Genomic DNA, 12344 nt, shown 5'->3' with positions numbered 1-12344 from the left:
GCCTGACGCTGCGCAACCCACAAAGCTCCGCGCCAGCCCCCGTTGCCCAACCCGCCCAAACAGGCAAAAACCAAACCCGGAGTCTCGCTCACGCTGGATAAAAGTTGGGGGCAACGTCACGTCGCACGATGCGGGCGTTCGACCAGCTTCTCGACCTGCTCATGCTCGAGCATGTCCACGATCCGTCGCGCCTCGAAGCCGAACTGTTCGCATCGATCGATCCAGCGAATGCCTGCGTCGAGGAGATCTGTCTGCTGGCGGACCAGCTCAGCAGCCTGCTCGACGCCTGCCGAGAGGCGGAAGCTGACCGCGGCGCGAGCCTCACGCGGAGGGCCGCAGCATGAGGGCCAGAGCGCGCTCGATGCCCCGCCTGCCCGAACTCATCGAAGGGGCAGAAGTAACCCCTGAGGCGGTCACACGGCTGGCAGCCTTGGCGATCATGCAAGCGCACATCGCCGCGGACGAGCTGCACGACATCGTCATCCCGCTCCTGCCGCCGGCAAAAAGAACCTTCGCAAGCAGCATCGCCCGGCGCATCGAGCGAGGAGATTTTCTTGGAGAGGACGTCTTGCGCGATCTCGAGACATTCACTTATATTCTCGTCCGGCTGGTCGAGGCCGGGACACACATCTACTGGCAAGGCGACGACAATCACGTGCGCGGTGGCTACGATGCCGTCTACCGCGAGCCTGAGTCTCAACAACTCGCTGAGGTCGCGGCTGAGCTGGCACTGCTTGCCGAAATGATCCTGGCAACACTCTCGGCTGCCCGTGCGATCCGAGAAACACCGGCCCTGACCGATGGCTGAAAAGAGACGGCGCCCGGTCCGGGCGCCACTCACTTGAGGGTCGCGAGACCCGCGCCCGCGGCCGGATCACCGCAGGGCAGGCGTGCCGGCACCGCTCCGACTGCTGCTCCATCGGCACGCCCTTGACAGTGTAGTCGCCCCTAAAGGCAAAAAATTTATCGTTTATGGTCAGTCAGATGCAGCTGCCAAGCGAAAAAAATCGTCGACTCCGGCCGCTCCTCGCGACTCGGCGAACACAGTCGAACCCAGTCTTCTGCTTGTCATCAACATGGTGGCGACAAGAAACGGCCGCCTGACCTCCCGGCGGCTCCAGCACAACGGCAGACAATGACTCACGCATCACCTCACGCATTCCAACATGCGATACCCGCCTTGTCCGACTTCAAGCCCAAGGTGCGGGTCAACGTTGTCGCCAAACTCTCAGATCTGAAACCGAGGACCGTCACCGACCACGCGTCCAAAGGAAGGATACCCGGCGCCGAGAAGCTCGGAGGTGTCTGGACCTTTGATCAAGACCTCCTCGCCCTCTGGCTCAAAAAGGGAAACAAATGGCAAGCCATGTCTACACCCCCAGCAACAGCAAAAGCTATTACCTCCGCGTCACCATCGACAGAAAAGAGTATCGGGAGTCGCTTCGAACAACTTCTAAGCGGGTCGCGGAAAAGAAGGCGCGAGAGCGCATCAAAGACCTGAGAGGGAAGGCCGAGCGTGGCGAGACCGACTGGCTCTTCCATGCGGGCTTCACAGTTTTCTATGAGAGTCTCGACCAACCCGATGAGGATCATGGATGGTCCGATAGGACGCGCACCCGCTATCAGACCAGCCTGCGCCAGATCGGCGTAACACTCATGGAGATTTTCGAGGAGCGGGGCGAAGATATACAATTGGTGGGAGCTTGGGAAATCGGTCTGGCGGAGGTCACAGAGTTCGTCGCGTTACGCAAAGATGCCGGTGTTTCCGTGGCGACCATCAATCGCGATCTGACGGCGTTCACTCATCTGATGGCTTACATCAAGAACAAGAAGTGGATCGAGGTGAACCCGGTTCAGCTCTTCGAGAAGCAGGGCATGCGTGAGAGATTGCCTCAGATCGTTCTTCCCACCCAGGAGGCCATTGCAAGGCTGTCGGAACGCGCGCCGGGGACGCTGACATTCTTCCCGAGCTTTCTGGAAGAAACAGGCGGGCGGATCACAGAGATGGCCATGATCAAGTGGAGCGACCTGTCCGGCATGGATCGGCCCGTCGAGGGGAATGTGACGCTCACCTTGCTGAATACGAAGGGCGGAAAAGTTCGCACGATCACCCTGCGTCAGCAGGCCATCGACATCCTTTTACAGATCCCGCGCTCGAACAGGTCTCCCTTTGTCTTCTGGAACAAGACCGAGGACGGCTACTACCGGGCTGCCGCCAACATCTTCTGGGATTATGCGCAGGAAGTCGACTTCGGTGCCCGGATGCATGACCTACGGCACAAGTTCGCGATCGAACGGTTGAAGGAGGGGTGGTCGGTTTATCGGGTGCAACGCTACATCGGGCATGGCTCCGTAAAGACGACCGAGCGATACTACTTCCGCTACCTCTCGCAGGAACAGCAGGAGGTCGCCAACGCCGACGGTAATGTTGGTCTCTGACTCACACTTGCCCGCGACTACAAGAGCCCCGCCCGAAACGGCGGGTCTTTGTCGTTCGGGGCCGGTTGATTGTCTGCCTGCCGGGCAAAAATCTGCGCCGGGACGGCATAGTCGGCGCACTCGGTGGCACAAAACCCGGCATAGTATGCCGACTTTGTCCTTGGCCGAAGGAGCGGGGGCATCCAGGCGCCAAAGCGAAAAATACAACGATATCAATTAGTTATTGGCGGAGAGGGTGGGATTCGAACCCACGGAACCCTTGCAGGCTCAACGGTTTTCGAGACCGCCCCGTTCGACCACTCCGGCACCTCTCCGCGCTTTCTGGTGTGGTGGGGCGGAATTAGATTGAGCAGGGTTGAAGCGCAAGGGGAATTTGCCCAAAAAATGCCGAGTGCGAAATTTTTGTTGTGGAGAGTTCGGCATGCTGGGGATCGTCGCGCTGATCGGTGCAGTGTCGTTGCATTTCGTGGCAGAGCAGCCCGCATGGCCAGAGCGGTTCGAAACCGCGCAAGCCGAAACCGAGAGCGTGGCAGACAGGGTCTGGAAGGCGCTCGACATGGCGGCGGTCATGCCGATCCTGCGCGACGAGGCTGTCGCCGAAGCGGTCGACATGGAGGCGCAGGGGCTGGTCGCGGGTGGCGGCAGGTCCTGGCCGTCCACCGTCGCCCTCGTCCATGACACAGAGCGACTGGAGGCGCTGTTCCGGCAGAGCATGGCGCGTTCAGCGGCGGCGGCAGATCCCTCTGCCTTGCGCGCAGGGCTGGCCTTTCACGAGGGCCATCTGGGGCGGCGGTTGCTGCGGCTTGAGCTTGCGGCACGGCGGGCGATGCTGGACGGCGAGGTCGAGACGCAGGCGAGGGACGGCTTTGCCCGCGCGCTCGGCCGCGGGGACCGGCGGGCTCAGCAGATCCTGAGGTTGATCGACGAGGCGGATCTTGTGGCGCCGAACGTTGCCGGGGCGCTGAATGCGTCGCTGGCATTTTCCCGCGGATACGAGCAGGGCGGCGGCTTCGACATGCCGCTATCGGACAGCCAGCTGCTGGCCGAGACCTGGGCTCAGCGCGACCAGATTGAGGCCGAGGCGACCGACTGGCTGCGCGCCTATCTGCTGCTGTCCTATTCGTCCCTGCGCGACGACGAGATGGAGGCGTATGTCGCTTATGCGTCCTCCCGCGAGGGGAAGGTGGTGGCGCAGGTGCTGTTCGATGCTTTTGACCGAGTGCTGCGGCAGACGTCGTTTGACCTTGGCCTGGCAGCGGCCCTGCGCATGCAGGGGCGAGAGCTATGATTGTCCTGACCGGGCCGTTGGCGGCACGGGCCGTCCTGGACGCGCTGTGTCTTGAGGGGACGGCGATGACGCTTAATGCGTCACTGGCCGGCGTCGGCGGCGGAATCGACCGCAACCACTGGCCGGTGCTGACGCCGGCAGCCGGGACGACGCCCGGCGTGGCCGTGGTACCGAATGATGCCCTGCGGCGATATGCTGCGGTCATGGGCCTGCAGGTTTATGAATTTGATAGCCACCACATCCTTGGGATCGCCGGCATAGGCCCTGCCGAAGGGGCGAAATGGCGCCAGGACCCGGCGAAACAGGACCTTGCGGCTGAGATTGCGCGACAGATCGTCCAGGCTCCGGCGGAGCTGAGCGTCGATCATCTGGCCTGGCGCCTGCCGATGATCGGGATCTGGGCCTCCAGCCGGCTGCGCGCGGCGCGGATGGAACCTTCCGGCAAGGGCGTGGTGCCACCGCCCGATGCCGATGCCGTCAGGGTGGTCGAAAGACGCACCCGCTTCTCGGGCTATTTCGCCGTCGAGGAGCACCGGCTCAGCCACGCGCTGCACGAGGGTGGTCACAGCGACCCCGTGACCCGCGAAGCCTTCCTGATGGGCGACGCGGCGGTCCTGCTGCCTTGGGACCCGCAGCGCGACCGCGTCCTGCTGGTCGACCAGTTCCGCTTTGCCCCCGCCGTCCGAGGCGATCCGCAGCCTTGGCTGCTGGAGCCAGTGGCCGGCCGCGTCGACGCCGGCGAGGCGGTCGAGGATGCGCTGCGGCGCGAGGCACGTGAGGAGGCCGCCCTGGACGTCGGTCGCATGTTTCCCGCCGCCAGCGTCTATCCCAGCCCCGGCGCAGTCTGCGAGTTCATCTATCACTACGTCGGGATCGCCGACCTGCCGGACGGCAGCGCGGGCGTCCACGGCGCCGAGAGCGAGGCCGAGGATATCCGCGGCCACCTGATGCCGCGCAGGCAGCTGTCGGACATGGTCCGCGACGGGCAGATCACCAACGGCCCCTTGGTCCTGCTGTCTCTGTGGCTGGACGCGCAGGCCGACCGGCTGAAGGCGGAACTGGCGGGGGGCTGATGCCGTTCGGTGCCGGGGTTGCCCCCCTGCCGGTGGGACGTGTAGGTATCCGGGACGTTGAACCCCCATGGGAAAAGAAGGTCGCTCGCAATGCGAATCTGTTCTGATCTGGCCGATGCGATCGGCAACACGCCGCTGATCCGGCTCAACCGTGCGAGCGATGACACCGGCTGCGAAATCCTCGGCAAGGCCGAATTCATGAACCCCGGGCAGTCCGTCAAGGACCGTGCGGCGCTCTATATCATCAAGGATGCGGTGGCGCGAGGCGCGTTGCGGCCCGGCGGCACCATCGTCGAGGGCACGGCCGGCAACACCGGTATCGGCCTTGCCCTTGTCGGCGCCTCGATGGGCTTCAAGTCTGTCATCGTCATCCCTGAGACGCAAAGCCAGGAAAAGAAGGACATGCTGCGGCTGGCCGGCGCCACCCTGGTCGAGGTTCCGGCGGCGCCCTACAAGAACCCCAACAACTATGTCCGCTATTCCGGTCGCCTGGCCGAGGCGCTGGCCAAGACCGAACCGCAGGGCGCGATCTGGGCCAACCAGTTCGACAACACCGCGAACCGGATGGCACATGTAGAAACGACCGGCCCCGAGATCTGGGAACAGACCAGTGGCAAGGTCGACGGGTTCATCTGCGCGGTCGGGTCAGGCGGGACCCTGGCCGGCGTGGCCGATGTCCTGCAGCCCAAGGGCGTCAAGATCGGCCTTGCCGATCCCGAAGGCGCCGCCTTGCATTCCTTTTATACCACCGGTGAGTTCGACAGCCCCGGCAGCTCGATTACCGAAGGAATCGGCCAGGGCCGCATTACCGCAAACCTTGAAGGTTTCACTCCAGATTTTAGCTGGCGCATATCGGACGAGGAAGCCCTGCCGATCGTCTTTGACCTTCTCAAGCACGAAGGGCTGTGCCTTGGCGGCTCGTCCGGCATCAACGTGGCCGGTGCCATCCGCATGGCGCGAGAGATGGGGCCGGGCCATACGATCGTGACGATCCTTTGCGATTACGGAAATCGCTATCAGACCAAGCTGTTCAACCCCGACTTCCTGCGCGCCAAGGGCTTGCCTGTCCCCGAATGGCTGACGCGCCCCGCGCCGGAACTTCCCGAAGTCTTCCAAGGCTGAAAGAACCTATGCGACACCTTCTGGCCACGATCCTCGTGGCGCTGCTGATGATGACTGCCGGGCCGTCGCTGGCCCAGCAGGCCACGCCGCTGAATTATGATGCCTGGGAACAGGTTGCCGAGGATACCGAGGAGCTGGCCTCGAACCCCCAGGCCACGAACGAAGAGCTGTCCGCCGCGCGGGAACGCATCGTCGAGTGGCGCGGCCAGCTGGAGGAGGGGCAGTCCGTCAATGCCGACCGGATCACGACGCTGCGCAACCAGATCGAGTCGCTCGGCCCGGTTCCTGCAGAGGGAGAGACCGAGGACCCCGATGTGGCCGCCCGGCGCGCCGAGCTGAACCAGCAGCTGTCGACGGCCCAGGCCCCGCGTCTTGCCGCCGTCGAGGCGGAAAGCCGCGCCAGTTCGATCATCGCGCAGATCGACGAGATCATCCGCAGGCGTCAGGCACTTGAACTGATGAAGGTGTCGCCGTCGCCGCTCTTGCCGGCCAGCTTGCGGGGCGCGGTGGGCGACGGCCTGACGCTGCTGGATGGCATCGTGTCAGAGGTGTCCGGCGCCAATGCCACGCCCGAGACCTGGGCTGACCTGCGGCCCCGTCTGCCGGTCGTGCTTCTCTATCTGGCCGGGGCGTTACTGATCCTGACATTGGGTCGGTCCTGGATCGGCAGCCTCCCGTCAAGGCTGTCGGTCAGGGCATCTCGCCATTCGCGCGCGGTCCTGGCCTTTGTCGTTTCGCTCGGACAGATCGTGATCCCGATGATCGGGGTCTACCTGGCCATCAGCGCCATCAAGGCGACCGGCCTTCCGGGGCCGTGGACGACGCCGATTCTGAACGCGCTTCCGGGCGCGGCGGTGATCCTGTTCGGCGGGATCTGGATGGCGCGTGCGCTGTTTCCGCGGCAGGCCATCGCTTATACCTCGCTGCAGATGACCGAGGCCGCCCGCGTGTCCGCTGGTCGGATGGTCAACACGCTGGCGCTGCTGATGGCGGTGCATTACATCCTGTCGCGTGCGGTCCTGCCGCTTTCCGGCCTCTACGAGCGGGGCGAGGCGCAGGTGGGGCGCGTTCCCGTCGAATTCAGCGAGGGTGCCGCCGGCGTCTGGCACCTGATCATGGCGGTCCTGGCCGCGATGGCGATGGTGCGCCTTGGCAACGTGCTTCGTCGCCTGACGCGCAACTCGGCGGCGCAGGATCAGCACTATCGCGATTACATCGCGTCTTGGGCGGGCGTCCTGACGCGGATCGTCGGGCCGCTGGCCGTGCTGGCCATGGCGGTCGGCTACGTCAACCTGGGAAACCTGCTGATCTGGCCTTGGATCTTGTCGCTGGCGCTGATCGGCCTGCTGATCCTGCTGCAGGACTTCGTCGCAGACGTCTTCGACATGTTCTATCGCGGGGCCGAAGGGGCACGGGACGGGCTTGCCCCGCTGCTCAGCGGCTTTGCGTTGGTCCTGCTGTCGGTGCCGCTGTTCCTGATGATCTGGGGCGCAACGCCCGAGGCGCTGGCCGAGTACTGGGTGGCGTTCCGCAACGGCATCAGCCTGGGCGGCGTGACGCTGTCGCCCGGTGCGATCCTGACCTTCCTGGTCATCTTCGCCATCGGCTATCTCGTGACCCGCGGCGTGCAGGGGGCGTTTCGCAATTCGATCCTGCCCAAGACCAGGCTGGACGCCGGCGGCCAGAACGCCGTCATCTCGGGCCTGGGCTATGTGGGTATCGTCCTGGCCGCGATCCTTGCGATTACCTCGGCCGGGATCGACCTGTCGGCCTTCGCGATCGTCGCCGGTGCGCTGTCGGTCGGCATCGGCTTCGGCCTGCAGAACATCGTCTCGAACTTCGTCAGCGGCATCATCCTGCTGATCGAGCGGCCGGTCAGTGTCGGTGACTGGGTCAGCGCCGGCGGCCAGCAGGGAATCGTCAAGAAGATCTCGGTCCGTGCGACCATGGTCGAGACCTTCGACAAGACCGAGGTGATCGTCCCGAACAGCGACTTCATCAGTCAGCCTGTGACGAACTGGACGCGCCACAACAAGGTTGGCCGGATCATCATTCCCGTAGGCGTCGCCTACGGCACCGACACCCGCAAGGTCGAACGTATCCTGCGCGAAATTGCCGAGGATCACCCGCTTGTTTCCATCGACCCGGAACCGGCGATCTTGTTCCGCGGACTGGGTGCCGACTCGCTCGACTTCGAGATTAGGGCAATCCTTGGCGATGTTGGGACCGGACTTGGCGTCACCTCGGACCTTTTGCACGAAATCGTCCGCAGGTTTGAGGATGAGGGCATCGAGATCCCCTTCGCGCAACGCGACATCTGGCTGCGCAACCCTGAAACGCTGACGGGTACTGCGGCACCAGAAAAAGCGCGGGAACTGCCAAGCGGCGGGCCGAGCCGCCCCGACCCGGCGCTGGTCCGCGGGGACGCTGACGCGGCCCACGGCCTTCCCGACGATGGCGGCGATGCGCGCTGACCGCAGTCGGGGGCGTTCGCGCCCCTGACCCACCCAGGGCAGCGAGGTTACGCCACCAGGCGATCCTCGTCGGCATCGCCGCTGCCGTCATCTGGCAAGCCCTCGCGCGAAAGCATCACCGCCACGGCCCTCAGCCACGGGATGTGCGCGCAGATGATCATCAGCGCGACCATGATGGGCACGGCCAGGAACATGCCGGGCACCCCCCAGACCGCACCCCAGAAGGCCAGCGACAGGATGATCCCGAAGCTGGACAGCCGCAGCGTCTGGCCCAGCAGCATTGGGTCAAGCACGTTGCCGATCACGAATTGCGTGGCAGTGCAGAGGAAGGCGACGATCATCGTCGGCGTGGTGTCGCCGGTCAGCACGAAGGCCAGGATCGCCGCGATGACCGTCGCCACGATTGACCCGACCGACGGGATGAAGTTCAGGATGAACGTCAGGATGGCCACGGCCGTCGCCAGCTCCAGCCCCATGGTGCGGAAGATCAGCCAGACGATGCCGGCGGTGACCGCGCTGACGCCGGTCTTCACCACCAGATAGCGGTTCACCCGGTGCATGATCGACGCGATGATCCGCCGGATCTGCAGCGCCTTTTCGCGATCCTCGGCCAGCCGCTCGATCTTGATCGGGAACCAGACCTGCTCGGCGAACATGAAGCCCACGAACAGGATCACTAGGACGCTGCCCGACAGGATCCCGGAGGCCTGGCTCGCCAGTGATCTGATCCAGCCGGTGATGTTGAAGTTGCTCAGCGCGGTGATGATCCGCTCTTGCGCCTCGGGGCCAAGGCGCTCGGTCAGGGCGGGCAGGGCGGCCTGCGCCTGTTCGGCATAGGTGATCGCCAGGAAGACGATCTCGTTGACCTGCGCCAGGATCGTCGTTGAAATCCACAGAAGCCCCAGCGCAATGCCGATCAACGCCAGCGTCGTCGCCAGCCACTTCGCGACCTTCAGCCGGGTCGAAATGGCATGGATGGCGTCCGACGTCAGCGAGAACAGGATGATCGCAATCGCCAGCGAGATCAGGATGAATCGCGCCTGGACCAGCATGAACAGCAGCAGCGAGAAGGCGATGAGCCCCAGAAAGCCGGTCTGAAGCCGCTCTCTCAGCACGGTTTCGTTCGAATGCTCCACGCCTGTCCTCGCGATAAAGAAAACCCCGGTCCCGAATGTCGGGGCCGGGGCGGATGATCCTAGTCCTGATCCTCGTCGGGCAATGCGTCGGCGACGCCCTGTTCAGCGACGCGGGCCACCGAGACCACGACCTCGGCGGCGGCGGTATTGAAGACCCTGACGCCACCCGCGCTGCGGGACCTGAAGCTGATCCCGTCCACCGGCACGCGGATCGACTGACCCGTCGATGTCGCCAGCATGATCTGGTCGTCACCGTCGACCGGGAAACTGGCCACCAGCGGGCCGCCGCGCATGGCGCGGTCCATCGCCATGACGCCCTGTCCGCCACGCCCCCGCACCGGATAGTCATGGCTGGAGCTGATCTTGCCCGCCCCGCGGCTGGTGATGGTCAGGATCAGATCCTCGGCCGCGGACATCTGCGCATAGCGTTCCTGGGTAATGCTGCCCTCGGGCGCGGCATCCTCGTCCTCGTCGGCCTCGGCGCCGTCGTCCAGCGCCCCGGCGATCGCCCGGCGCATCTTCAGATAGGCCGCGCGCTCGGACGGCTCGGCCTCGAAGTGGCGGATGACGGACATGCTGACGACGCGATCATCGCCGCCAAGCCTGATGCCGCGAACCCCGGTCGAACTGCGGCTTTGGAAGACGCGCAGGTCTGTCGCCCGGAAGCGGATCGCGCGGCCACCGGCGGTGACCAGCATGATGTCATCCTCATCCGTCGCCAGGCGAACGCCGATCAGGCTGACCCCGTCGGGCAGCTTCATGGCGATCTTGCCGTTGCGCATGATGTTGGTGAAATCCGACAGCGCGTTGCGGCGCACGTCGCCCTGATCGGTGGCGAACACCACGTGATAGCGGTCCCATTCGGATTCCGGCGCATCCATCGGCAGCAGCGCGGCGATGCTGACGCCGGGACCGATGGGCAGGATATTGACCATAGCCTTGCCTCGAGAGGTGCGCCCCGCCAGCGGCAGCCGCCACGTCTTCATCCGGTAGACCATGCCGTCGGTGGTGAAGAACAGAAGCTCGGTATGGGTGTTTGCCACGAACAGGGTCGTTACGACGTCGTCCTCCTTTGTTGCCATGCTGGACAGGCCCTTGCCGCCGCGCCGTTGCGCGCGGAACTCGGCCAGCGCCGTGCGCTTGATATAGCCGCCAGAGGTGATGGTGACGACCATATCCTCGCGCTCGATCAGGTCCTCGTCCATCATGTCGCCGGACCATTCGGCGATCTCGGTCCGGCGTGGGACGGCGAACAGGTCCTTCACCTCGCGCAGCTCGTCCGAGATGATGCCCATGATCCGTTCGCGCGACGCCAGGATCGCCAGGTACTCGCGGATCGCCTCGGCCAGGGACTGCAGCTCGTCCGTAACCTCCTTGACGCCAATCTGGGTGAGGCGCTGCAGGCGCAGGTCCAGGATGGCGCGGGCCTGGGTTTCGGACAGGTTATAGGTTCCATCTTCGTTCACCGGGTGCAGCGGATCGTCGATCAGCCGCAGGTATTCGACGATGTCATGGGCGGGCCAGCGCCGTTCCATCAGCCGCTCGCGCGCCTCCGCCGCATCGGCCGATGCGCGGATCGTCGCCACGACCTCGTCCACGTTGCTGACAGCGACGGCCAAGCCGCAGAGGACGTGGCTGCGTTCCCGCGCCCTGCGCAGTTCATAGGCGGTGCGGCGGGCGACGACCTCTTCGCGGAAGCTGATGAAGTAGGTCAGGAAGTCGCGCAGTGCCAGTTGCTCGGGTTTGCCGCCGTTCAGCGCCAGCATGTTGCAGCCGAAGGTCGTTTGCAGCTGGGTGAACCGGAACAGCTGGTTCAGGACCACGTCGGGCGTTGCGTCGCGCTTCAGCTCGACCACGACGCGGACGCCGTGGCGGTCGGATTCGTCCTGGACGGTGGCGATGCCCTCGACCTTCTTTTCCTTGGCCAGCTCGGCGATCCGTTCGATCAGGGTGGACTTGTTCACCTGATAGGGGATCTCGTCCACGACAATGGCGAAGCGGTCCTTCCTCGGCTCCTCGATATGGGTCTTGGCCCGGACAAGGACGCTGCCGCGCCCCTCCAGATAGGCCTTCCGCGCACCCGACCGGCCAAGGATCATCGCGCCCGTCGGGAAGTCGGGGCCGGGAATGATCTCCAGCAGGCGCTCGGTCGGCAGGTCGGGGTTCGCGATCAGCTCCAGCGTGGCGTCGACCACCTCGCCCAGGTTGTGGGGCGGGATGTTGGTGGCCATGCCGACCGCGATGCCGCCCGCGCCGTTGACCAGCATGTTCGGGAAGCGGGCAGGAAGAACGGTCGGTTCACGGTCCTTGCCGTCGTAGTTGTCCTGAAAATCGACCGTTTCCTTGTCGATGTCCATCAGCAGGAAGTTCGCGGGCTTGTCCATGCGCACTTCGGTATAGCGCATCGCTGCGGCCGGATCGCCGTCCATGCTGCCGAAGTTGCCTTGGCCGTCCAGCAGCGGCAGCGACATCGAAAAGTCCTGCGCCATGCGGACCAGCGCGTCATAGATGGCGGCATCGCCATGCGGGTGATATTTCCCCATGACGTCGCCGACGGGGCGGGCGGACTTGCGATAGGGCTTGTCGGCGGTGTTCCCGGTCTCGTTCATCGCATAGAGGATGCGGCGGTGCACCGGCTTCAGGCCGTCGCGCAGATCGGGGATCGCGCGGCTGACGATCACCGACATCGCATAGTCCAGATAGGACGTCCGCATCTCGGTGCTGATGTCGATCAGGGGGCCGTCATGGTGCATCACTACGCGTGCCCCCGCACCGCCATCCTCGCCGTTTTCGGGGGTTTCGGGCAGGTCGT

9 protein-coding genes and 1 tRNA gene are annotated in these 12344 nt (G+C 64.6%); 7 read left to right on the top strand and 3 right to left on the bottom strand.

Translation table 11 applies throughout. From position 1 onward, the window contains the following. Positions 1 to 128 precede the first annotated feature (128 nt). The 3 genes from OC184_RS13390 (at position 129) to OC184_RS13380 (ending at position 2439) form a co-directional block, all read left to right on the top strand. Positions 129 to 344: a hypothetical protein gene (locus OC184_RS13390; RefSeq protein WP_265507682.1), complete on the top strand. Its 216-nt coding sequence runs from the start codon at positions 129 to 131 to the stop codon at positions 342 to 344. A 17-nt stretch (positions 345 to 361) separates the two neighbouring features. Then, positions 362 to 808: a hypothetical protein gene (locus OC184_RS13385; protein ID WP_265507681.1), complete on the top strand. Its 447-nt coding sequence runs from the start codon at positions 362 to 364 to the stop codon at positions 806 to 808. 548 nt (positions 809 to 1356) lie between these two features. Next, entirely contained in the window at positions 1357 to 2439 is a 1083-nt protein-coding gene (locus OC184_RS13380; RefSeq protein WP_265507680.1) for a tyrosine-type recombinase/integrase, read from the top strand. Positions 2440 to 2663: 224 nt separating this feature from the next. Here the strand turns inward: OC184_RS13380 and OC184_RS13375 are convergent. Then, a tRNA-Ser gene (locus OC184_RS13375) sits at positions 2664 to 2753 on the bottom strand. A gap of 107 nt (positions 2754 to 2860) precedes the next feature. Between OC184_RS13375 and OC184_RS13370 the strand changes: the two genes are divergently transcribed. From OC184_RS13370 to OC184_RS13355, 4 genes are all read left to right on the top strand, one after another. After that, a complete protein-coding gene (locus OC184_RS13370) occupies positions 2861 to 3727 on the top strand; it encodes a hypothetical protein (RefSeq protein WP_265507679.1) in 867 nt (288 codons plus the stop codon). Further along, entirely contained in the window at positions 3724 to 4800 is a 1077-nt protein-coding gene (locus OC184_RS13365; protein WP_265507678.1) for an NUDIX domain-containing protein, read from the top strand. Before OC184_RS13370 ends, OC184_RS13365 begins: the two co-directional genes overlap by 4 nt. 90 nt (positions 4801 to 4890) lie before the next feature. Beyond that, positions 4891 to 5922, top strand: a complete 1032-nt coding sequence (locus OC184_RS13360; protein WP_265507677.1) for a cysteine synthase A — start codon at positions 4891 to 4893, stop codon at positions 5920 to 5922. 8 nt (positions 5923 to 5930) lie between these two features. Beyond that, positions 5931 to 8396 (top strand): mechanosensitive ion channel domain-containing protein, encoded by a 2466-nt coding sequence (locus OC184_RS13355; protein WP_265507676.1) that lies wholly within the window; start codon positions 5931 to 5933, stop codon positions 8394 to 8396. Positions 8397 to 8443: 47 nt separating this feature from the next. Here OC184_RS13355 and OC184_RS13350 read toward each other — a convergent pair whose 3' ends face one another. Both OC184_RS13350 and gyrA read right to left on the bottom strand, forming a co-directional pair. Further along, complete coding sequence (locus OC184_RS13350) at positions 8444 to 9532, bottom strand: AI-2E family transporter (RefSeq protein ID WP_265507675.1); 1089 nt, start codon at positions 9530 to 9532, stop codon at positions 8444 to 8446. 59 nt (positions 9533 to 9591) lie between these two features. Next, on the bottom strand, positions 9592 to 12285 hold the full coding sequence (gene gyrA, locus OC184_RS13345) for a DNA gyrase subunit A (RefSeq protein ID WP_265507685.1): 2694 nt from the start codon (positions 12283 to 12285) through the stop codon (positions 9592 to 9594). Between the last annotated feature and the right edge of the window lie 59 nt (positions 12286 to 12344).

It is taken from the genome of Paracoccus rhizosphaerae (assembly GCF_026162645.1).
Taxonomy (GTDB): domain Bacteria; phylum Pseudomonadota; class Alphaproteobacteria; order Rhodobacterales; family Rhodobacteraceae; genus Paracoccus; species Paracoccus rhizosphaerae.
The sequence above is the reverse complement of the archived record's forward strand: the minus strand, read 5'-3'. Positions and strand labels throughout refer to the sequence as shown.